Below are 23,921 nucleotides of genomic sequence, written 5' to 3' on the forward strand. Positions count from 1 at the left end.
CAACAACAAAAACGACTACTGCCCCCAACCACCCCCAACAGCCTTATACAAAGCCACACCAGCACTCAGCTTCGCACGTTGACTATCAATCGCAGCAATCTCCGCCTGCATCAAATCTCTTTGTGCATTCAAGACTTCCACATAAGCGCTATAACCGCTTTGGTAACGCAAGTTCGACAAACGATAAGTTTCACGGACGGCAGTTAAACGAGACTGGGTTGAAACATCAATCTCGGCATTACTCGACGCATTGTTTAAACTATCATGTACATCGCGGAAAGCGTTTTGCACGGTCTGTACATACTGCCCCAAGGCTTGACGCTTACGTGCTTCGGCACCATCAACTACTGCACCGACTGCACCAGCGCGGAAGACTGGTTGCACCAAGCTCGATGCGACATTCCACAACAATGATGCTGGGCTGAACAAATCTTCCAACATACGCGATTCACGTCCAAGCGAAGTGGTTAAACGCAAACTTGGGAAATAAGCTGACTTGGCTTGACCGACATCGGCGTTAGCGGCCACCAAAGCTTGTTCAGCAGCGACAAGATCGGGGCGACGCGCCAACAAATCAGATGGCAATTCTGCGGCTGTCGGCAAATTTTGTACCAATTGTTGTATCGTCAAACCACGTGGAATCTCGGGATTCATCACCTGCTTTGGTGTGCGTCCGACTAACACTGCCAATGCCGACTCAACATTGCGCAATGCCTGCTTAGCTTGCGTGAATGCGATTTCGCCCGCAGCAAGTTCAGATTCAGCGTAATGTAAATCGATATCACCAATCGCACCTGCTGCATGACGTTTGCGCTGTAAGCTTAAATTTTCTTGACGGCTCTTTAACGTCGTTTCAGCAAATGCTAACTGGGCGTCGAAAGCGCGCAGAGAGAAATAAGTTTGTGCCACATTCGCGACCAAACTAATTTGCACTGCATCGCGTGTGGATTGCTGCGCCAACAAACGTGCTTTCGCAGCTTCATCGGCGCGACTGAGTTTGCCGAACAAATCCAACTCATACGCTGCACTCAAACCGAATTGGTAATTCTCGGCAACCAGCTTGGCATTGGCGGGTAACTTGCCAGAGTTTTCACTAGTGCGGGAACGGCTCACTGCCAAATTTGCATCGACGGTCGGAAACCGATTTGCTAGCGCAATTCCGGCTGTCGCTTTCGCTTCATCCATACGGGCTGTCGCAATCAACAAATCTTGATTTTGTTTCAGTGCATCGTCGATCAGTTGATTCAACACGGGATCTTGTAAACCCTTCCACCAATTCTTTAATGCCGCATTTTGCACATTAGAGGTTGATGTTGATTGCGGCAAATCCAATTGCGGACGTTGATAATCAGGCCCGACTGAAATACATCCAGCCAAAGTTAAACTCAACACCAGCGGCAACATTTTCAAGCCGGATCTTTGAGGAAAAATCTTCCCTAATCTCATGATTTCACCTCATTATTTTCTTTAGCTGCATCTGTACTTTCCACATCCTTTTCCACTTTTCTAAACGGATTTTCAAATGGGTCGTTTGCGTATTTATGTTCAGGATGATCAAAGTCAGTATCTAAAGTTTTGAAACGACGGTCATAGATCAATTTAAAGAACAATGGCACCAAGAAAATCGCTAAGAAAGTTGCCGCGATCATGCCACCCAATACGCCCGTACCCAAGGATTGACGTGCTGCCGCACCAGCACCACTGGAGAATGCCAACGGTACCACACCCAAAATAAATGCCAAGGAAGTCATCAAGATTGGACGGAAACGCAAACGTGCTGCTTCGACTGCCGCCGCAACTGGCGCGTAACCTTCATGCACTTTCATTACCGCAAACTCCACAATCAAAATCGCATTCTTCGCAGACAAACCTAGCAAGGTGACCAGACCAATCTGGAAGTACACGTCATTATTAAATTGACGCAGATACACGGCTAACAGAGCACCAAAAATACCAAATGGCATTGCCAACAAAACGGAGAACGGCAAAGACCATTTTTCATATTGCGCTGCAAGGATCAAGAAAATCATCAATACACCAGCACCCAAGGCCAAGCCACCAGCACTGCTGCTACGTTTTTCTTGGAAAGATGCACCGCCCCAGTCATAGGTCACATCCGCTGGCAAAACATTTTTAGCGGCACGTTCCATCGCGGCAATCGCCTGACCAGAACTAAAACCAGGTTTCGCATCACCGAGTAATTTAATCGCAGGCAAAGCATTAAAGCGCTGTACCGAATCAGGACCAGTAATGAACTTCGTCGTTGTAAAGGCACGGATAGGAATCATCTGACCAGTCGTCGAGCGCACATACAAATTACCAATATCTTCTGGCTTAGCGCGATATTGACCTTCGGCTTGCAATTGCACTGTGTAGACACGACCATTTTTATTAAAGTCGTTCACATAGTAGCTACCCAAAGTCGCGGCTAAAGTATTGTAGACATCGGATAAAACTACGCCCATAGAACGTGCTTTTTCATTATCAACATCCACAAACAATTGCGGAGAATTCGCTTGCCACAAAGTTTTAACACCGGCCAACTCTGGTTGCTTATTTGCTTCGGCGATCAAGGCTGGCAACAATTCTGCCAAGCGCTTTACACCGCCCTCGCCTTTATTTTGCAAATAGAATTCAAAACCACCGGTTTGTCCCAAACCTTGAATGGCAGGTGGACTGAAGAACAAGGGCAAGCCTTCTTTGATGCCACCTGTTTTCATGAATGCCTCACCAACTAATTCTTTGGCCGATTTATCGCGCTCATCCCACGAACGCAATGGGAAGAACATGGTCGCAGACGAAGACTTCAAACCGCCACCGCCTAAGAAATCCAAACCGATCAATGAAAAACGGGTATTGATATCTTTGCTCGATTCCAGCGCCGTTTCCATTTGCTTAACCATCATATTCGTGCGCTCTAAAGATGCACCTTCTGGCAAGATTGCCGCGCCGATGAAATAACCTTGATCTTCATCTGGCACCAAACCACCTGGCACGGTTTTCCACAGCAAACCAGCCAAAGCGATCATGCCAACGAACAAGCTCACACCTAATACCGCGCGCTTCAAGAAGAAAGTCACACCAGCGGTATAGCGTCTGGTCAAATGCGCAAACGCATGGTTAAACCAATCAAAGAAACGATTATGATTTTCCGCACCTGGCTTCAACAAAATCGCGCACAAGGCTGGTGTCAAAGTCAAAGCAACGATACCTGACAAAATCACCGCAATCGAAATCGTGACAGAGAATTGACGATACAACTCACCAGCCAAACCACCCAAGAATGCAATCGGACCAAACGCAGCAACCAATACCAAGACAATCGCAATGACCGGCCCCGTCACTTCTTGCATCGCTTCGATCGCCGCTTCTTTTGGCGACATGCCTTCTTCATTCATCAAACGTTCGACGTTTTCCAACACCACAATCGCATCATCGACCACGATACCAATTGCCAGCACCATACCGAACAAGGTCAAGGTGTTAATGCTGTAACCGAGCATATGCAAACCTGCCATGGTACCGATCAGTGACACTGGAACCGCCAAAGTTGGAATGATGGTCGCGCGCCAGCTTTGCAGGAATAAGTACACCACGATAAAGACCAAAACCATCGCTTCGGCTAAGGTTTTTAACACTTCATAAATTGATTCCGTCACGAACGGCGTTGTGTCGTAAGGCGTTTCGTAGGTCATTCCCTCTGGGAATTTCGCCTTCAATTCTTGTAAAGTTTTTTCTACCGCTTCGCGTGTATCTAATGCATTCGCGCCAGTCTGCAAGAAAATACCGACATTCGCGGATGGATGACCATTGATACGTCCATACAAGTTGTAATCTTTCGATCCCAATTCAACACGTGCGACATCACTTAGGCGAACCGTGCTACCGCCTTTACCTGCTTTAATAATGATATTGGCAAACTCGGACGGCTCTAATAATCGTCCTTTCGCCGTGACCGTCATCGTCAACTCTTCGGAATTATTCGGTGGTGCGCCAATCTTACCGGCAGCATATTGCGCATTCTGTTCACCCACTGCACTGGCGATATCAGCAACTGTAACGCCGAGTTGCGCCATACGATCAGGACGCATCCAAATCCGCATCGCATAATCTTTGGCACCAAACACTTGTACATTAGTCGTACCAGGAATACGTTTAATTGCATCCAACACGTTTTGCGTTACGTAGTTTGACAAATACAAACTATCGTAGCGATTGTCTTTAGAATAGAACGCCGCAACCACTAAGAAATTCGACGAACTCTTCGATACGGTCACACCTTGACGTCTCACTTCTTGCGGTAGTTTCGCTTCAGCCTGACGAACACGGTTATTCACGTTAACTGCGGCAATATCCAGATCCGTACCAACATCAAAAGTCACGTTAATCGAAACGCGACCATCAGCTGCCGACACAGAATCCATGTACAACATATTTTCAACACCATTGATTTGTTCTTCAATCGGTGCGGCAACCGTACGCTCCAACACTTCAGCAGAAGCGCCAGGATAGAAAGCAACCACATTCACCACCGGTGGTGAAATTTCGGGATAACGTTCGATTGGCAAGACGCGCAAGGCGGCCAATCCTGCGATCACGATGATCAACGACACTACTGTCGCGAAAATCGGTCGATTAATAAAAAATTTAGAAAACATAGTGAGTCCTTAAAATCGATAGCGATGCACACTCATCCTTTACGGACTTAGTGCGCACCTTTCGCGCTTGCGGAAGCAGAAGCTGCAGGGACTGCTGGTGCAGCAGGTGTTGTGCTTGCGGCTGTTTTTGCATCAATGGCGACAGGTTTCACTGTCATGCCAGGATCATGCGCTTTGATAAAACCGTCCACCAAAACACGCTCACCCGCTTGCAAACCTTTAGTCACGATCCATTCGCCACGCGACCAACCATCTAACTCCACCGGACGCGGCACCAATTTATTATCTGGAGATACGCCGAATACCATCTTGCCCATAGGACTATCAATCACTGCACGTTGAGGAACGGCGATTGCCGCTTGGCGCGTTGCACCTTGCAACATCACACGCACGAATTGACCTGGACGTAAAGCACCGTCTGGATTAGCAATCTGCGCACGCGCATCAAAACCGCCTGTTGTCGTGTTCACTTTCTCGCTCAAGAAATTCATCTTGCCCGCAGTCGGGAAAACTTCACCATTCGCCATTTTCAATTTCACATTGAAATCCAAGCCACCATTGCTAGCGCGCTTGCCAGGTAAATGCAATTTACCGTTGTTCAAATCGGCGTTCAGTTTCAGATAATCTGCTTCACTCACACTGAAATTGACATAGATAGGATCGGTCTGCACGATGGTCGTCAACAAACTATCTGCAGGTGTAACTAAGCTACCATTCGGCTTGACCGCAACACCTGTGACGCCAGAAATTGGGGCGACTACTTTGGTATAACTCAAATTCAACTTCGCTTCATTCACTTGCGCACGCACTTGCTTGTAACTCGCCTCAGCCATTTCCAAAGCAGATTTGGCATCGTCATATTCACGCTGACTGATCGCTTTTTCATTGGCTAATGGTGTCAAACGCGCATATTCACGCTTTGCTTGATTGAGTTTTGCTTCGCTTACACCCAAAGCAGCTTCGGCCGATGCCAATTGGGTTTGATAAGAACCCGGATCAATTTGAAATAACACTTGGCCTGCTTTGACCTTCGCGCCCTCTTCATAGACACGCTGTTCCAAAATACCGCTGATACGCGCACGCACTTCAGTTTCGCGTATGCCAGCTGTTTGTCCAACAAATTCAAAATCGACTGGTAAGTCACGGCCTTGCAAAGTCACTACATTGACTTCTGGTGGTGGCATTCCTGCACCTGCTGGCGCACCGGAAGCGCCTTGTTTATTACATGCTGTTAAACCAAGAATCGGCAAAGCCAAGGCAAGCACCATTGCTAACTTATTGAATTTAAATGAAAAAGCCATCGAATTTTGGCTACTTTTCTGATGATGATTAAAAGTCTTGCTCATGAATTCCCTCTTTAAATGATGATTGTAGTGTGCTATTATATACATACACGAATGTTTGTATAGTTTAAAATTGTAAAATCCGTCAAATATTTAAAATTAGTACTTACGCAAAATTGCGCTGGCTAGGCGGGAAGCCGAAGACAGTACGGTTGTACGGCGAGGCGAACCAACAACGCCAGTGTCTGTTTTGCGTAAGTCCTAAAAATAAAATATCAGGTAGATCGCCTAGTTATGGCGCATTGACCACGACATCGAGGAGCTCCACCATGGTCAGAAAAACCAAAGAAGATACCCAGCAAACTTATGAAGCCCTGCTCAATGCGGCCGAGCAAGTGTTTTGCGAAAAAGGTGTGTCTAAATCTACTTTAAACGATGTTGCCATCGCAGCCGGAATGACGCGCGGCGCGATTTATTGGCATTTCAAAGACAAAAAAGAATTATTTCATGCACTCTGTGATCGTGCTTTTATGCCGATTGAGATTTTACTGAATGAGATTACCAGCAGCACGATAGAAGATCCCATTGCCGCCATACGCGAGCTGAACTTACACTTTATAGCGCAAGTTACCGCAAATTCAAGACAAACAAAAGTCTTTGATATTATTTTTCATCGCTGCGAAAAGACCGCAGAAATGCAATCGTTTATACAAGAGCGCGAAAGTCGCAATGAATGCATGGACAAGATTGGTGATATCTTCCGCGCCGCTGTGGCGAAAGGAATGCTTCCGGCCAATACCGATATTCAGATCATAGTACAGATTAACCATGCGTTCTTGATTGGATTAGTCCATGAGTGGCTGATCGATCCAAGCGCCTACAACCTAGCGGCACAAGCAGAGGTCATGATTGACGCTGTGCTATTTGGTTTGATGAACAGACCACCGCTCAAAAAGATATAAGTTTAAACACGTAATACCAAGACCTAACCGGGCATCAGCCCGGTAACTTCCAGTCGTAACGCACTGCCATCAAACGCAACAATACAGTCACGGCGATTCCACACACCACCGCCAGCAATTCTGTATTCCCCAACAAGGTCAAACCCAGATACGCCCAGCACCCTAAAAAGGCGCAAGTCGCGTACAGCTGACCACGGCGAAATACCATAGGAATTTCATTACAAATAATATCGCGCAAGACGCCACCAAAAATTCCGGTGATCACACCCATCATCACGCATACAAACAAGGGCATCTTCATACCATATGCTAAAGAAGCACCGCCGACACTAAACAATCCCAGCCCCAAAGCATCCGCATATAAAATCACGCGCTCTGTCACCACCAGACGTAATTGTCGAAAAAATGGTGAAACCAGAATACAAAAAATAAACACCAAAGTCGGATATTCATAATTTTCTATCCAAAATAAAGGCCGTCTATCTAACAAGATGTCTCGTACCGTTCCGCCACCAAACGCCGTGATAAAAGCCACTGTGAAGACGCCAACTAAATCCATTTTCTTGCGCCTGGCCTCAACCAAGCCAGAGCTAGCAAAGACAAACACACCGATTACCTCAACGACATGCAATACTGTGCTCATTCCCGTCTGAATATTCGTTGACATACTTTCCTTTAGCGACCAGCCAGCGTGGTCAAAATCGTGCAATCTCATGATTTTATTGTATAATTGCGCGCTTAGCTTAACGCTAAGAAACTTTTTATATGATTTAAACCCTGGCAAGTGATAAGCAATCGGGTCAAGAAGCAAGACGACCGCCGAAGTGCGTATTGGCTACCAAACTAATTTTTGAGGCAAGCATGAGAGACGGTATCCACCCAAATTATCGTGAAGTTTTGTTCCACGATGTATCTAACGATTTCAAATTCATCACACGTTCTACAATCAATACACGTGACACGATCGAATTCGAAGGTACAACTTACCCATTAGTAAAGATCGAGGTTTCTGCGGAATCCCATCCTTTCTACACTGGTAAACACAAAATTGTTGATACTGCAGGTCGCGTTGATAAATTCCGTAAGAAATTCGGTACTGTTGGTTCCAAGACAGCTATCTCGAATCAATAATCGATTTATTCGCATTCGCAGTAAGAAAAAAGGCAGCTACGGCTGCCTTTTTTGTATCATCGAGTTTTATCAAGTTTTATCAAATAAAAAACTATGAAGCCAGTCCGCCTGCCTGCCGCTGCAACAATTGCCCTTCCTCGCTGGAGCATTATCGCGCTCTGCTTACTTTATATATTGCCAGGTTTGATTGGGCGAGATCCATGGAAAGGCGCTGATGCCGCTGGATTTGGTGTGATGTGGACGATGGCGCACGGCACTCTCAATGACTGGTTGTGGCCACATGTGGTCGGCTTACCTGTCCCTGAAGAAGGCCCACTGACATTTTGGTTGGGCGCACTGTGCATCAAATTATTTGGCGGCATCATTGGCGATCCAATGGCAGCGCGTATCTCAACTGGCTTGGCATTTCTTCTTAGCTCGATTTCTGTTTGGTACACCACTTACTTATTAGGTCGTCGCGCAGAAGCACAGCCGCTAAAATTGGCTTTTGGCGGACAACCAGAACCTCGCGATTTTGGTCGCACTTTAGCGGACGGTGCCCTACTCATTTATCTTGGCTGCTTGGGTTTACTACTCCCAAGTCACACCTCAAGCAGCGGTCCCTTGCATATTGCCTTAATCGCCTACTGCTTATATGTCTGCGTACGATTTTTCGATGCGCCGAGCAAAATTGCGGCCTTCAAGATTGGTCTGGTGCTCGGTCTCTTAGTGTTAACCCGTGGCTGGGTGATACCCATTGGCATAGTATTATCGCTAATCGCCTTGTGCATTTATCGCCAACAAAAACTCACAACACAATTACTATCGATTAGTTTGCCTGTGGCTATGCTCGTTACAGGCTTGTGGATTTTTTCTATACAAACAATTCAGCCCTATTCAAGTTCGCCCTATCAAGGTTGGATGGAATGGAATTATCGTCAAATCGGTTTCCCTATCATTGACAATATCTTTTATTTCTTCCGCTACGGAATCTGGTTCGCATGGCCAGCATGGCCGTTCGCCGCATGGGCAATTTATGCCTGGCGCAAGCAGGAACGTACCCTGCATATCTCCTTGCCACTGTGTTTTTTGATTTGCTTTTCCTTACTGGCCTTACTAAATCATAGCCACGAAGAAGGCTATTTGCTACCGCTGCTGCCACCACTCGCTATCCTTGCCGCATTTGGTTTACCAACCATGAAGCGTAGCGCCATCAATGCAGTGGATTGGTTTGCAGTCATGGTCATGACAGGCGCAGCTGGCTTATTTTGGCTAGGCTGGATTGCCTTGCAAACTGGTTGGCCTGCACGCACCAGCAAAAAAGTTTTAAGCTGGGCGCCTGGTTACATTCCTGAATTTAATGCATTCACCTTCATCATCGGTTTAGGTATCACCATCATTTGGTTCCGCATTGTGTACTGGCGCATTTCACGTCAGCCATCGGTACTCTGGCGTGCAGTCGTGCTTTCCAGTGGCGGCGTCATCTTATGCTGGTTCTTGTTAATGTCACTGTGGCTGCCACTCGTCAATCATCGCGTCAGCTATGCAACGGTCGCCAAAGAGATGACAGAAAAAATTCCTACACCATATCGCTGCATCGATAGCAAACTTGGCGCATCACAACGCGCATCTTTTGCTTATTTCAGCAAAGTTCATTTCGCAGGCTTTGACGAGCAAAATTGTGATCTCTTACTGACCCAAGGCAATCGCCGCTTTCAGGGAAAATCGAAAGAACCAGTCGATAAAGATTTTCCGGGCAACTGGGAAATGATTTGGGAAGGCCAACGCGCAGCTGACAAAGACGAGTTCTTCACGCTATACAGAAAAGTCGACAAACCGCAGATCGCGAAAGAATCAGAAGACTAAAATATCAAAAACAACATATGCTGAAGAATTAAGCAAATCAGCGTTTTTGAAGAACGAAACCATAAAATATAACAGCAATTTAGCCCAGGTGCTTGCAAAAATCGGATCACCCTGTCATAATTCTGTTCATGCGTTGCCGAGATGGCGGAACTGGTAGACGCACTGGACTCAAAATCCAGCGCCGCAAGGCGTGCCGGTTCGATTCCGGCTCTCGGCACCAAAAGTATTCAAGCCTCTTGAGAAATCAAGAGGCTTTTTGCTTTGTGGCGAAATCATTCAATTCAACCCGCCCTAACTCTTTTCGGCTATTGGCTTGTCACCATCTGCTGTTGCAGACTCAAAACGATAAACTCAGCAGGATGCACCACCGCGACTTTTATAGTGATGTTCATAAATCCGTTAAGTATGTCAGCTGCCGTCATCGTCGCACCCAAACCACAAGCGACAGAAAAAGCATCTGACGGGCTAGATCCTTGCAAGCCGCCTGCTTGCCAAATCGAGGTCAAAAAACTGCTAATCATGCTAGTCACGGCTGCCCAAGTATTCGCATCGTTAGGCGAAAACATATAATTTCTTAATGTATCTTTAATCGATTGCTCAATGTAAATGATCGTGCGACGCACCTGAATATAGCGCCAATCATCGCTATTTCCATCAAGTGTACGGGCACCCCAGACTAAGATACCTAGCCCATTAAAAAACCGTATCGCATTAATGGATTTACCCGTTACAGCATCCACATTTAAATTCCCCTGCTGTGCATCGCTTAAACGAATCGGCAATGACACCGCACCTACGATGCTGGTATTGGCTGGCGCATTCCACACACCATTTTGACTATCGTTCACGGCATACACACCCGCCATCGCCCCACTCGCTGGCAAGATGTTTGCATAGTCCAACACTTGATTCATGATTTGCTGATAGCTAGGACTAGCGATCAATAGCGCCGCTTGCAACTGGCTATTCGACAAAGGATTCGCAGGAGGATTTTGTATCGCATTCAAAATAGCTGCCGCAGCGGGATTAGGATTGCTCGTGGGATTTAGGAGCGCAGCCAGTGGCGCGACATCACCACCAAACAAATTCGTAAAATCAATGTCGGCACTTTGCATAATCGTGGTGCCGATGAATGGGTAATAGCAAACCCCATAATTCAAACCATGACTACCAGTCGCGCCACGGAAATTCTCTATGTCATTGGTGTACAAAACGGGATCAGGCGTATCGCCACCGATCACGTCAAAAATACACACCGCAGTTTGCATTTCTGAAGCCTGCAGCAAAGCCGTTTGCATTAAGGTCACATTGTCCGCCAAGGACAACAAAGTCGCCTCAGGAATCACGTACATGGTCGGTTCCTGTCGGCTTGTCAAGACCGCCAAGCCGGCCATCAAATCATTAAGCGATACATTCGCATTGACAGGCCGTACAGTAGAATCGGGCAAAGATTTCTTACTCGGCGCGCCATATGTGCCGACAGAAACAACGTAGGCAGGTCCGCCACCATTTTGAAAAAACAAGCGCAGGCTGTTGACCATGTAATAAAGCGTATTCGGATCAGGCAAGATCGCATAATCCACACCGCCAATATTCACATAATGCCCAACACTCGGTGGCGACGAATGCGGCGCTTGCGCCACCAAATAATACTCAGGCTGATACTGCTTCGCCGGATCAGCTGGCGGCGCAGGATCATCCAACAAATACATCGCCGCAAATTCAGCATAAGAAGAAATCACCTGCGGCGTATTGAGGTAAGACTTGCCTTGATATTCTGCTTTGGGCGTGTAGCCGATGAAGGCTGGGATCGCGGTGGCGACTGGGACTACCGAATTGGGGAAGGCGTTGACTTCGTTGATGTAGACGCCTGGGGTTTTGTATTGTTGAGTCATGGTTTTTCCCATTTCATATTCACTAGTTACGCAGCAATCAAAAATGATGTGCACGATTCTTGGAGCGCCACGAACTTTGAACGCATAGCGTCATACTTACCCCCTGCCGCAGCAGGTCTATTAGGTTTGTGATTCGAATCTACGAAGCTAATGTTTAGTTGATCGTTTAACTGTGCGATTCGATTCTGAACAACTTATCTTCTTGGGACAACTTAACAATAAAGTACTCCTCTTTATTCAAATCTGAGGGAAGTTTATCTCTAAGAATAGAGGCAACGAACTGAACGTGATTCTTTTCACGTCCGACGAATTTTGCGATTTTTGATAACTGATTGTCGTGCATCAATTCTTTTTTGTCATTTAAGAGGAAGTGATAACAAGGAATATTTTCCTCGTCCGCAAATAATGTATATGCGATATCAAAGCAAGTAATTTCCCCTTGTTTCTTTCCAGAGCTAAAATTCGTGTTGAACGAACTAAACTTATAAATCCGCTGCCCAGTTCGACTCGTAATAATGTCATATTTTAAAGCGTACTGTTCCCCATATAATTCGTCAGAAATTTCCGAAAAGTGTTTATTGAGTTTATTTAACTGAGTTTGTATTAGTGATTCAAAATCAGTGGAAAAAATTGTTTCATCAATCTGCGTCAATTCAAGATTAAGATTTTTAAGATTTAATTCAGTTGATGCTATCTGCTGAATAATTATTTCAAATTCACCTTTACGTCGGTATTTTTCATTTAGAGAAATAACTAAGCTCTCAAGCTCTTCGAAAGAGTCACTTTTTGCAATACGTTCAGCAAGTACTTTCTCCTCCTCAAGATATTTCCTTAACTCCCTTTCTTCGTTCTGAATTTTTTCACCGAGTAAGGGCAACTCTTTAGAAATATACCTAGCTTTTTCCTCAACCATCTTATTGTGGAATTCGACTAGCTCCTCAAAAGTTTTTTGAACTCGATCCAACTTACCAGTTGCATCGTTATACAATGACTTCAGTTGAGAGATGTCAATTTGAAAATGATTTAACTTAATATCATTCATCGCTTCAACTACAAGATTTTGACGCAATTTTGATCTACTAATTGAAGAACTGATTAAACTAACTTTGTATTTAATTTCATCCAATTTTTGCAAATCCAACTCAAAATTTGGATTGACCTGCAAAGAGGATTTTTTTTCATTTAGTTTTTCGATATCTACCAAAAGAAGTGCTAGCGATGTCTCATACGCAGATCTAGTTTGAGCTGACTCAAGTCGCGACTTAAACGAAGTCTCGACTCGAATCTCAGCCAGAATATTTTGCTTCGCATCGCCTTGCTCAAAACCACATCCTAATAGAAACAAATGTAGTGTTTCATATTCATCTTCACGAGTATATTGATTAAGTGTACGAAGGGTATTCGTAACACCAAGCTCTTTGTATCTAATATTGTGAGAGATAATCTGTGGGAATGTTGGTTTCTTTCCGTAGTGATCTGAAAACAACTGGTTTGTAAGAGTCTCCTCAAACTCCTCTTCAGTCATCTGTTTTCCATTAATCTTTCGGATCATTTTGTTTCTGGATAAAAAATTTCTCTCAATCACCAATTCATTAGCTAGAGGATTAGCTAAGTCATCGCTCATAACCAAAGTAATGATCGTATGAGTATCGATTAGGAAATTCTTAACGAGTTTGTACTCTGTTTTTTTGTTTTCTGGATCGGTATAAATTCCCTTAGCGCTAGCTCCTAGGCAAAAATCAATCAGCATTAAGACAGTCGTTTTACCAACGTTATTCCCGGTAGCCTCAGCAAGGTTTGCGTTTGTTTCATCAACGATCAGATTAAGCCCAGCATGAAACTTGATGTCTCGAATCATCCCATGAATATTTTCGATTCTAAGCAATTTTAAGAACATAGCTCAATACTTCCATTGTCATTGTATGAAACCAAACCTGCCAAAAACAGCCAATCAAGTGCTAGGACAAAAACGGGCAGTTGCATTTCGTGTAATTTACGCGATTCGATATATAAATTCATCGGACTAGTTTCACCATGCAGTCTCAATGCTTCAAGCACAAATCCGCCATTAAAATACAAACTATTTGCTGGATGAATATTTTCAGGCAATAGCATCTGACAATCCTTGTGGCACTTTAAAAATCTTACAACGAATAAAAGCATCTACAGCCAATGCATTGACACACATTGTCAATTCTTCGAGTGGTATATCAGCATAATTTGAACTACCTTTGATTGTTTTAATGGCTTGCTCAACTATTTCAAAGAAAAGTTCATCCCCAGAGATTTGCATACTCAACTTTATATAACTTTGACGTAGCCAATTCAAAACAGAATTACTCTTGTTTTGCCCAGATGTATCAAAAATAGAATAGATTTTATCGATTTTAGGGTGCAGCAATTTATAATCTTCAATGAGTGTTGCAGCTGCAGCCAAATTATTAAAGGTGATTTTTTGATCGACCTCAAACGCCTTTGAAAATGAGTCATTCTTACAATCAACAAGATTTTCTTTTGCAAGAATATTTATTATTTCAGCCAAATTCGTTTCTACTAAAGGTAGATCCTGATCAGACTTTAGTTCTTGCTTAAGAAAGTCATAAATTTCGCGCTGCTTTTCAATTTTCAAATGTAATATATAACTCAGGATAGTTTTCACATCGTATATATCATTTGCCGGTGAGAAAATTAATCCATGTGGATTTAGGAATGTCTGTTTTCTCAAGTCAGAAGCATCTTTTGAGATCGATATAAACTTAAAATTATATCCAGCATAAGCTGCCAAATCTTTTCCCAAAGCAGATTCAATTTTACTTTTTGTCGCAGTGGAAGACACTTGAAGTATCAATAAATTTTGAGAATCAACTAAGTCTATTCCTGCTGCATTTTGCGCTATTTGATTTATATTTTTTAACGAATAGCCAAAAAGAACATTTAAGAAATTCGAATAGAAATCCTCGGCATGTAAGTGAAAATCGAGAATATTTAACTTTCCACGAAGTTCCACACGAGTACAAAGAATTGATAATTTCTCTTCACAAAGATTCCAATACGATGATCGATTCATATGATTTCAAGTTTGCAGTTGATTAATAAAAACGACTTTTTAAATTCACTTTTAAACAAGTTATCACATAATTTACATTCATCAATTAATTCGTTGCAAAAATTTCCCGCCTAGTTTGTTCACCAGAATCAAGATACTCATAGCAGGGACGAAGTATTTCATATCAAATACGTTGTCACAAGCTCCAATGACATTGTTCATCATACTTAAGAGCAAATTATGCTGTACTTGGCAATCAGCTTTTTCATATTGAAAATGTTTTCGGCAAGCAAAAAACTTAGTCAATGTTGGTTGTAGAGCTTCGCTTTGCTCAGCACCAACCTACGGCGGCTTCAATATCTATCCGACACTAACTAAACTCCTCCCCCCAGCCCCTCGCACCACCATCACCTTAGTCGCAATCCTCTCCGTCATCTCCTGCACATGCGAGATCACGCCGACTTTTCTGCCCATGGCTTGTAGGCCGTCTAGGGCGTCCATCGCTACGCGTAGTGTGTCGGCATCTAGGCTGCCGAAGCCTTCGTCTATGAAGAGGGATTCGACGCGTACGCGTTTGCTGGAGAGTGATGCCAGGCCTAGTGCTAGGGCTAGTGAGACTAGGAAGGATTCGCCGCCTGAGAGTGAGTGGACTGAGCGGGCTTCGTCGCCCATGTCTTGGTCTATCACCATGAGCGCTAGGCTGTCGTTGATGCGTTGCAGGCGGTAGCGGCGGGCGAGTTCGTGTAGGTGGCGGTTGGCGTAGCCGATTAGGACATCGAGCGTGTATTGCTGGGCGTAGTTGCGGAATTTTTTGCCGTCGGCTGCACCGATTAGTTGGTTTAGGGTTTCCCAGATTTTGCTTTTGGCTTCTTGGTTGCTTAGCTGTTTTAGGATGTCGGCAGCTTGCGTGCGGCGGGCTTGGTCTTGGGCGATGGCGGTTTGTAATTGGCTGACTTGCGCTTGTGCTTGGCTGCGTTGTTTTGTCAGGATTTGTAGTGCTTGGCTTAGTTGCGTGCTAAATGATGCTGTTGCGTTTTCTTCTGCAATCGCATCACTGTCTGGCTCACCATCTTCATCTACATTTTCATTCACATTCGCGTCTGCGTTGTCATCTGCATTGTCATCTCTCTTTGACTCGTCTTGTGCCAAGATTGTGTGTACATCAGGGCGTTGCGCTTGGTGTTCTGCGCACAAACGTTGTCGTTCTTGGCTGAGCGTTTGTGCTTGTTGGCTGGCGTTGGCAATGGCGAGTAAGGCATTGCGTTCGCTGGTGATCCACGCGGCGTCGTAGCTTAGTAATTGACGTAGTTGAGTTTCTGGATTTTCTGCAGAATTTTCTCCACTCATTAGGCTTGTGCCGTGCTCTGCTAACCAGCTTGCTAATGCGGCTGCGGCGTTTGCTTGCAGGCTTTGTTCCGTAGCTTGACGTGCTGTTGCTTGTGCTAATGCTTCGGTGCAGCGGCTGTGGGCTAGCACTGCGGCATTGTGGTTTTGGGTGGCTAGATCTACCGCTTGTTTGGCAGCATTAATCGCTTGTGTGAATTGGACTTCGATTTGTTTTAAGCTGAGTTCTGGTCTTTGTGCTTGCGGTGTAGTGTGCTGAATTAGGTCGGCGAATAAGTCGATGAGAGTGCGCAATAAGGCGCTTCTTTCGCTTTGCTTTTGTTGAAGTGCTTGCGCGCTGGCTGCTAGGCTTTTTGCGCTGTTTTGCTGTTCTTGCTCTGCTTGTTGCAGGATAGCGCTGAAGTTATTCAACTCTAGGGTCAAACTGCTCGCGCGATGGTTGCAGGCTTCGCGTTGCTTGCTTTGTTTGTGCCATTCTTTGGCGTGTGCTGCGCATTGTTGGGTGAATTGCTCGGGCGCGTTTTGCCATTGCTCTTTCCAGTTGCTTGCACCGTCGCCTAGGTCATGCAGTGCTGGTGTGAGTTCTTCTAAATAGCTGTTGAGTCTGGCTTTACTTTGTGTGCATTGTTCTTGCGTATGTGCTTGTTCTGCTTTGCTGCGCTCTACGGCGTTGAGAGCATTTTGTTGGGCTTCTTTATTGGTGTTGTGCGTGCGCGTGGCTTGTTCATAGTGGGCTTGTGCGCCGTCTTTGCTTTGTAAGGCGGTGCGGTTGGCATTTTCTAAGTTAGCGATATTCACCAGTGCTTGTTGCACTTGGGTGGTTTGTTCGACTAACCATGTGCTCAGTGCATTTTGTGCTTGCGAGAGATCGGAGATCTCTTGCGCCAGCGGATGCGTTTGCCATGCGCTTTGCGTTTGTGCGACCTGCGCTTGTTGTTGCGCCTCTTCTTGCTGGGCTTGTTGAAGCTGTGTTTGTAAGCTCGTAACCAACGCCTCTTTGCTGCTGAATACTTGTTGCGACTCTTGAGTGCTTAGGCGGCATTGTTGTACCTGCGCTTGCAATTGCTCCAGCATTACGTGCAACTGCGGTAACTCCGGCACATGCGGCTGATCGCTACGGTATGGATGTTCGTGCGAACCACAGACTGGGCAAGCTTGATCCGGCGCTAAGGTGGCGCGTAGATCTTCGGCAGATTTTAGGAAAGCGCTTTCAGCAATTTTGAACGAACGTTCGGCTTGCTCTTGCGCTGCGATTAATGCCGGTAATTTGTCTTGTGCTTGTTTGGCTTCGTTCTTAGTTTGGTTGAGACTGCTTTGCAACGAGTGAATTTGTTGCTGCGTTTTATGCAGGCGTGCTTTCTCATCTTCACGGTTGTTCGCCAATTGTTCTAGGCTGCTTAAGTGTTCGCGACGTTTTTCTAATGCTGGCTTTTGTTGCAGCTGGGCGTTTAATTTGGTGCTGGATTCCAGATATGCCGCTGCGCTTTGTTGGCGTGCTTGTTCGGCTTTTTCTAATTGCGTTTGGCTGAGACTTAGTTGCTCGCTAAGGTCTGCGATTTGCGCTTGTTGTGTTTGCTGCTCACTCGCATGTTGCGCGTGCTTTTGTGTTAAGTGCTGAAGTTCGTCTTGTGCTTGTTTGGCTTGGCGCAGCAAGACTTCCCATTTTGTCCAATCGTCTGCCAAGACTTGCAAGGCTCTGTGTTCGCTTAGCCATGTAGTGCAGGCTTGCAATTGGCTTTGGTTGGTGTTGATGTCGACTTGCTTTGCTTGCTGCTGTTCTTGGGTTTGACTGCATTTTTCTTGCAACTTGGCGTGCGCTTCTTGCATCGCTTCGTGCGCGGGTTGCATGGTAGCGATAGCTGCTTCTAGCGCTTTGGCGGCGTCTAATTGCGGTGCGGCTTGCGCTTGAATTTGCTCAGCTTTTTGTAGCTGCTGCTTGGCGGCTTGCTGCTGTTGTTCTTGTTGTTGGCTATTGCTCTGCGCGCTTTGGAGTTGCGCTTGGGCTTTGATGATTTGTTGCTGACATTGCTCTACGCTGGTTTTTAGGCGATCAGTTTCAGTTAGTAATGGACGAGCGACTTGCACCTCTTCGATTTGCTGTAGCTGTGCTTGTCTTGCTGCGGATTGCGCCCATGCTTGCTGCGTTTGCTCGACTTGTTCTCGTGCGATTTGGCTATCATGTTGCAGCTTTTGGTCTTGTTCAAACCAACGCATGGCTTGTTCTAAGCCGAGTTTGCGTTCTTCTAATTTTTGCAGTTGTGCTTGTGCGTTTTGTTGATCGCTGTCGAGCTGTGTGCGCTCTTCTTCGGATAAGGGCTTTTGATCGTCTAAGCGATCAAGTATGCGTTGCAGGTCTTGTTGCTCGCGCTTGGCGCGTTCGAAAGCGCGTTTAGATAATTCGCTATAGATCGCGCTGCCTGTCAGGGTTTCTAATAATTCGCCACGTTCGTTGTCTTCGGCTTTTAAGAAGCTGGAGAATTCATTTTGCGCGAGCAGGACGGCGCGGGTAAATTGTTCGAACTTGAGTCCTATGCGTTTTTCTATTTCGGCTTTGACTTCCGTTTTTTTACCGCCTATGGGCGTCAGCTCTGGCAACTGATGCAGCGTCATGGCTGTTGGCTGCAAACCGCCCGTGGCTTTATTGCGTGAACGGCGCACACTCCAACGGGCGCGATAACTGACTTGATCACAACCGACGAAATCGACTTCGGCATAACCTTCCCCGGTGCCGCGACGTAATAGATTGCCGGTGTCTTGTTGCGAAATAAGTTCGTTACCATCGGGTAGTGTCTTGCTGCCGCCGGCTTTGATCAGGCGTGGCGTATTTTCATACAAGGCCATACATAGCGCATCGAGCAAGGTGCTTTTGCCTGCACCTGTTGCGCCGCTGATGGCGAATAGGCCAGCCGATTTGAGTGGCTCTTGTTCAAAATCGACTTCGAATTCGCCGGCGAGTGAGGCGAGATTTTTTCCGCGTAGGGCTAAGATTCTCATGACTGCACCTCGTCGCCGAGGTCACCACGATCGTTGGCTAGCATGAGTTCGGTGAAAGCGCTGCGCAATTCGGCTGGAGCTTCGTTCTGGTATTTGTTTTGGTACAAACGCTGGAAGATATCTTCGGGTTGCAGGTTTTCTAGTTCGGTGAGTGTCACAGTTTCTAATTCGTTAATCTTTTTCGTGGCGAAGCTGGTTTCGATTTTGGCGAGTCGCAGCGCCTTGCCTTCAATCGCGTTTTCTATCGCGGCTCGCAAGCCTGGTTCGGGGGCGTCTAGTCTGACGCGTACCTCAAGATAAGGCTGACGTTCTAGTGGCGTGTCGCTGGGCAAATCCAATGCGGTTAATGCCACCAAAACTTGCGCTAGCGGTGCGGGATGTTTAGGAATGCGTAGTAAATCGACTGCACGTGGAACGAAGATGGCTGTAATGTCACTGACTTTATCCTGAGCCAAATCCACACGCAGCACTTGATGTTGATAATCGACCTCAGCGAAAGACATCGGCAATGGACTGCCGCAATAACGCAGGTGATCTTGCTTACCGACTTTTTGCGCTAGATGTAAATGCCCTAGCGCGGCATACGCGACATTCGCATCGAACATACTTGCAGACAAAGCTTCGGTGCCGCCGATCACGATACGGCGTTCTGATTCTTCGGAGATCTCGCCACCGACCATGTGGCAGTGACCGAGCGCGATGATGGCTTGATCGGGCTGACGCTGAGTCAATGCGTGTTGCAAACATTGTTGATACAAGAGCGTGATGCCTTGCATGTAGGGGTCTTTGACCTCGCCTTCACATTTAGGCACATCGCTAGGGCGCAGGAATGGTATTGCTAAGCACCATGCTTTGATCTCGCCTACGGCATTTTTCAAAGGCAAAACTAAGCGATCCAAATCGATACTACCATCCGGTAAACGCGGCACGAAGCCGATCACCGCGACATCCATTTCTTCCAGCAGAGGCGCAGGCGCTTCTAAGCGACCTGGTGAATCATGATTGCCTGCGATGATGACGATATTCAAATGCGGTAGCTGCTGCTTGGCTTGCTGCAAGAATCGATAGAATTGTTTTTGCGCTAGCGCTGAAGGATTAGCAGTGTCGAAGACGTCGCCTGAAATCAGCAAGGCCTCGGCCTCTTCCTTAACCAAGCTGACAATCAGCCAATCTAAGAACGCTTGGTGTTCGTAGCTGCGATCAAAATTGTGCAGAGTTTGGCCGAGATGCCAGTCGGAGGTGTGGATGAAGCGCATGAGTAAAGATTAGCGAAATGAACAGAATGCCAATCTTACTTGGAAAGAAGTTAAAACCGTACAAAAAGCCAAAACTTATGCATGCTTCCCTGATTTCTTCATACTAATCACGCCGACTTAGTAGTGTTTCTGCGTTATTAGCATTTCGGATTTTTGCTAATCGCTATTGAACGATCTCATTGCTGGCCTAATACCACTTTCCTCAAAAAACAACAAACTCCGATTCCCTATTGTATAGTCAACTTTTAGCCGATCTCTTATCAGGCTTATCTCTCCAGCCATTCATGACAGTTTAGCCACTAAGTTTTTAGCCTTCTCCATAGAAAATCAGTTAAATTTGTATTCGTTAAAGATTGTTACAACACGACCAAGCAATGATAAAATGTTTCCAAATGGAAATTTATTGTCAACTAATAGGCCTTTTTAATAAGCCAACTAGTGGGCCAATTTGCGAACCAATCAACAGGATTTGGTATTGAATGAACAAGCTCGAACCGTCTCAGTCTTTTCATAAAGATCATTGGTGGCGATTACATCCCTCTCACGAAGTCACCACTTACAAATTAGTCCTCTTCCTCGCTCTCCTCGCTTTTATTCAATTTCTGTCTTGGTTAATCCCCAGCGCGCCTAATCACCAAGGCATTTCATACTATTTATCGCTGCATACTTTGATGGAGACCTTATCAATTACCGTTGCTATGATGGTCGTTGCAGTGGGTTGGAATTATCGACAATCGCGTAATACACAGAATTTGGCTTTGCTTGCCTGCTTGTTTTTTGCTGTTGGCGTATTAGATTCTTTGCATATGGTGTCGTACGCGGGCATGCCTGAGTTCTTGAGCCAGAACGATACTGATAAGCACCTGAATTTCTGGCTGTCGGCGCGCTTTCTGGCTGCCTTGGCTTTGTTATTAGTCAGCATCTGCCCTTGGGAAACCAGCGTCTCAAAGAAATTTCAATATGTGCTGTTTTCTCTAACCTGTACCACCACTGCTCTGTTCACTGTGCTGGTGGTCTATCGCCAAGATTTATTTCCGAATTGGTTTATACCAGGCCAAGGTTTAACGCCATTAAAGAAATTCTTAGAGTATGTGTTTATCTTGATGAACATCGGCACTGCCGTTGTTTTGTGGATAAAGATGCGGCAACCACAATCTTTCAAGGCATCATTATTGTTCGCTGCAGTTTGTACGATGGCGATGAGTGAATTCTTTTTCACTCTCTATGCAACTTTAACTGGCGCATACAATGTGCTCGGTCACATTTATAAAGTTATTAGCTACTACTTCATCTATCGCGCGGTTGTGGTCGAAGCCATCGAACAGCCGTATTTAAAACTAGAAGTCGCACAACAAAATTTGGAATTGGCAGTGCGTGCCTCCAATACCGGTTTGTGGGATTGGAACATACAAAACGGCCACGCAATTTATTCACCAGTATGGAAAGCACAATTAGGCTATACCGATGCGGAACTGGAAAATAATTTCAATACTTGGGAATCGCTGCTGCATCCAGATGACAAATCGCAAGCTTTGCAGCGGGTTCAGGATTTTTTAGCGTCTGACCAAATGCAGATCTACGAAAGTGAATTTCGCCTTCGCCATAAAGATGGAAGCTATCATTGGATACTTTCGCGCGGCGAAAAAGAATGCGATCACAAAGGTCGATTGCAGCGCCTTGTCGGTTCACATACCGATCTGACAGAGTTTAAACGTGCGGAAGATCGATTTCGCAGTGCGCTTCAAGCATCACCTAACGCGATGATTATGACGGACGAAAGCGGTACGATCGTATTAACGAATACCGAGGCTGATACATTATTTGGCTATACCAATACCAGCTTACTTGGAAAATCAATTGCTGAATTAATTCCCACCAGATTGCGCGCACAGCATGCCTTACATTTCCAATCTTATTTGAAAATGGCCAGCGAACGACGCGTTGGCGAAGGCAAAGAATTATTTGCGCTACATAGAGACGGCTACGAATTCCGCGTAGAGATCGGTTTAACACCTATATTCAAGGAGGAAGGCCGCTACATTTTGGCATCGATCGTTGATATTACTAGCCGAATTCAATCAGAACGCAAAATACGCCAGCTCATTTACTTCGATTCACTAACAGGTCTGCCGAACCGCCACCTGCTGCAAGAGACCGTACAAAATGCAATTCTTCAGGCGCAACAAGACAAGGCACAACTGGGTTTGTTATTTTTGGATATCGATCATTTTAAGAATGTGAACGATACCTTAGGCCACCGAACCGGTGATGAGCTACTCATAGAAATTAGCCGACGATTGCGCGATAATTTATTGAAGGAAAACGTCATCTCACGCATGGGTGGCGATGAGTTTGTGGTCATCATCAATCAATGTGATGATCAGGAACTGAGTCGAATTGCCGAACGATTACTGAATAAGGTTTCCAAACCCTATCACCTAGAAAAACACAATCTGACAGTCACTGCATCCATCGGGATTGCGAGCTTTCCACGCGATGGCGAAGATTTTGAAACCCTTTATCAACATGCCGATATCGCGATGTATAACGCGAAGCATGATGGACGCAATGACTACCGCTTTTTTAATCATGATATGCAATTACGTACCGCGCGCGTATTGGCACTTGAGAACGCGATGCACCAAGCTTTAGAGAGAAACGAATTCTATCTACAGTATCAGCCGCAACTGTCGATTAAAGATCATCGTGTGATTGGTGTTGAAGCCTTATTGCGTTGGAAGCATCCTGAACTCGGCATGATTTCACCAGCGGAATTTATCCCACTGGCTGAAAACAGCGGACAAATTATCGCCATCGGTACATGGGTAATACGTACCGCGGTCAATCAGCTTAAACGTTGGCTCGACAGCGGGCTGCCACCGATGGTGATGGCAGTCAATTTATCAGCAATTCAATTCAAACACCCTGATTTGCCGGGTCTGGTATCAAGCATTCTCGAGCAAGCCCAACTGGCGCCTGAATATCTGGAACTGGAGCTCACCGAAGGTGTGGCCATGGGTGATCCAGTGCATGCGATAGGGATTATGGACGACCTTCATTCTCGTGGCGTCAGAATGTCGATTGATGATTTTGGCACAGGTTATTCATCGCTCAGCTATCTCAAAAAATTCAATATCTATAAGCTTAAGATTGATCAGTCCTTCGTCCGGGATATTGCTACAGATGCCGATGACAGTGCGATTGTCAGTGCGATTATTCAACTAGCGCATAGCCTTGGTTTCATTACGATTGCAGAGGGTGTGGAAACGGAAGCACAGCGAGAATTTCTACTAAAACAAGGTTGCGATGAATTACAAGGCTATTTATTTAGCCGGCCTCTGATGGCACAAGATACTGAACAATTTATCAAGTTAAACCAACAGCAGACTGATTTGGGCTGAAGTTACTACATGTATCCAACATACAAATAATGCTTGTAGTTTGACCTATTCAGTTTATATGCTAACGTCTTCAATACACTTTAATAAAAACGCGTACGCGATATGC

The 23,921-nt window shown here is 45.6% G+C and carries 14 protein-coding genes and 1 tRNA gene; 5 read left to right on the forward strand and 10 right to left on the reverse strand.

Features of this window, described 5'->3' with window-relative positions:
• Window positions 1–15 precede the first annotated feature (15 nt).
• From H8K33_RS05055 to H8K33_RS05065, 3 genes are read right to left on the reverse strand one after another with little or no spacing between them, the layout of a single operon-like run.
• Complete coding sequence (locus tag H8K33_RS05055) at window positions 16–1,446, reverse strand: efflux transporter outer membrane subunit (RefSeq protein WP_186889914.1); 1,431 nt, start codon at window positions 1,444–1,446, stop codon at window positions 16–18.
• The gene (locus H8K33_RS05060) at window positions 1,443–4,658 is read right to left on the reverse strand and encodes an efflux RND transporter permease subunit (protein WP_186889915.1); all 3,216 of its coding nucleotides are present in this window, start codon (window positions 4,656–4,658) and stop codon (window positions 1,443–1,445) included. Before H8K33_RS05060 ends, H8K33_RS05055 begins: the two co-directional genes overlap by 4 nt.
• Before the next feature lie 47 nt (window positions 4,659–4,705).
• A complete protein-coding gene (locus H8K33_RS05065) occupies window positions 4,706–6,004 on the reverse strand; it encodes an efflux RND transporter periplasmic adaptor subunit (RefSeq protein ID WP_222613298.1) in 1,299 nt (432 codons plus the stop codon).
• 266 nt (window positions 6,005–6,270) lie between these two features.
• Here H8K33_RS05065 and H8K33_RS05070 point away from each other — a divergent pair, with 266 nt between their 5' ends.
• Window positions 6,271–6,903: a TetR family transcriptional regulator gene (locus tag H8K33_RS05070; protein WP_186889916.1), complete on the forward strand. Its 633-nt coding sequence runs from the start codon at window positions 6,271–6,273 to the stop codon at window positions 6,901–6,903.
• Window positions 6,904–6,937: 34 nt separating this feature from the next.
• On the opposite strand, the gene H8K33_RS05075 is transcribed toward H8K33_RS05070, so the two are convergent.
• Window positions 6,938–7,570, reverse strand: coding sequence for a trimeric intracellular cation channel family protein (locus H8K33_RS05075; RefSeq protein WP_246443356.1), 633 nt, complete (start codon window positions 7,568–7,570; stop codon window positions 6,938–6,940).
• Window positions 7,571–7,764: 194 nt separating this feature from the next.
• On the opposite strand from H8K33_RS05075, the gene H8K33_RS05080 reads away from it, so the two are divergent.
• The 3 genes from H8K33_RS05080 (at window position 7,765) to H8K33_RS05090 (ending at window position 10,099) form a co-directional block, all read left to right on the forward strand.
• The gene (locus tag H8K33_RS05080; protein ID WP_186889917.1) at window positions 7,765–8,034 is read left to right on the forward strand and encodes a type B 50S ribosomal protein L31; all 270 of its coding nucleotides are present in this window, start codon (window positions 7,765–7,767) and stop codon (window positions 8,032–8,034) included.
• 93 nt (window positions 8,035–8,127) lie between these two features.
• Complete coding sequence (locus H8K33_RS05085) at window positions 8,128–9,879, forward strand: ArnT family glycosyltransferase (protein WP_186889918.1); 1,752 nt, start codon at window positions 8,128–8,130, stop codon at window positions 9,877–9,879.
• Window positions 9,880–10,014: 135 nt separating this feature from the next.
• Window positions 10,015–10,099: transfer RNA gene (locus H8K33_RS05090), tRNA-Leu, on the forward strand.
• A gap of 85 nt (window positions 10,100–10,184) precedes the next feature.
• Here the strand turns inward: H8K33_RS05090 and H8K33_RS05095 are convergent.
• The 6 genes from H8K33_RS05095 to H8K33_RS05120 all read right to left on the reverse strand — a co-directional run bounded on the left by H8K33_RS05095 (window position 10,185) and on the right by H8K33_RS05120 (window position 20,414).
• Window positions 10,185–11,774: a phage tail sheath family protein gene (locus H8K33_RS05095; protein ID WP_186889919.1), complete on the reverse strand. Its 1,590-nt coding sequence runs from the start codon at window positions 11,772–11,774 to the stop codon at window positions 10,185–10,187.
• A gap of 166 nt (window positions 11,775–11,940) precedes the next feature.
• The gene (locus H8K33_RS05100) at window positions 11,941–13,671 is read right to left on the reverse strand and encodes a DUF2326 domain-containing protein (RefSeq protein ID WP_186889920.1); all 1,731 of its coding nucleotides are present in this window, start codon (window positions 13,669–13,671) and stop codon (window positions 11,941–11,943) included.
• Window positions 13,662–13,889, reverse strand: coding sequence for an ABC-three component system middle component 6 (locus H8K33_RS05105; RefSeq protein WP_186889921.1), 228 nt, complete (start codon window positions 13,887–13,889; stop codon window positions 13,662–13,664). The genes H8K33_RS05100 and H8K33_RS05105 overlap by 10 nt, the downstream gene beginning before the upstream one ends.
• Window positions 13,876–14,841, reverse strand: a complete 966-nt coding sequence (locus tag H8K33_RS05110) for an ABC-three component system protein (RefSeq protein ID WP_186889922.1) — start codon at window positions 14,839–14,841, stop codon at window positions 13,876–13,878. The genes H8K33_RS05105 and H8K33_RS05110 overlap by 14 nt, the downstream gene beginning before the upstream one ends.
• A 339-nt stretch (window positions 14,842–15,180) precedes the next feature.
• Window positions 15,181–19,158, reverse strand: coding sequence for an SbcC/MukB-like Walker B domain-containing protein (locus tag H8K33_RS05115; RefSeq protein WP_186889923.1), 3,978 nt, complete (start codon window positions 19,156–19,158; stop codon window positions 15,181–15,183).
• Complete coding sequence (locus H8K33_RS05120; RefSeq protein ID WP_186889924.1) at window positions 19,155–20,414, reverse strand: exonuclease SbcCD subunit D C-terminal domain-containing protein; 1,260 nt, start codon at window positions 20,412–20,414, stop codon at window positions 19,155–19,157. Before H8K33_RS05120 ends, H8K33_RS05115 begins: the two co-directional genes overlap by 4 nt.
• 479 nt (window positions 20,415–20,893) lie before the next feature.
• Here H8K33_RS05120 and H8K33_RS05125 point away from each other — a divergent pair, with 479 nt between their 5' ends.
• Window positions 20,894–23,815 (forward strand): EAL domain-containing protein, encoded by a 2,922-nt coding sequence (locus tag H8K33_RS05125; protein ID WP_186889925.1) that lies wholly within the window; start codon window positions 20,894–20,896, stop codon window positions 23,813–23,815.
• Window positions 23,816–23,921 lie beyond the last annotated feature (106 nt).

It is taken from the genome of Affinundibacterium amnicola (assembly GCF_014284275.1).
GTDB lineage: Bacteria > Pseudomonadota > Gammaproteobacteria > Burkholderiales > Burkholderiaceae_D > Undibacterium > Undibacterium amnicola.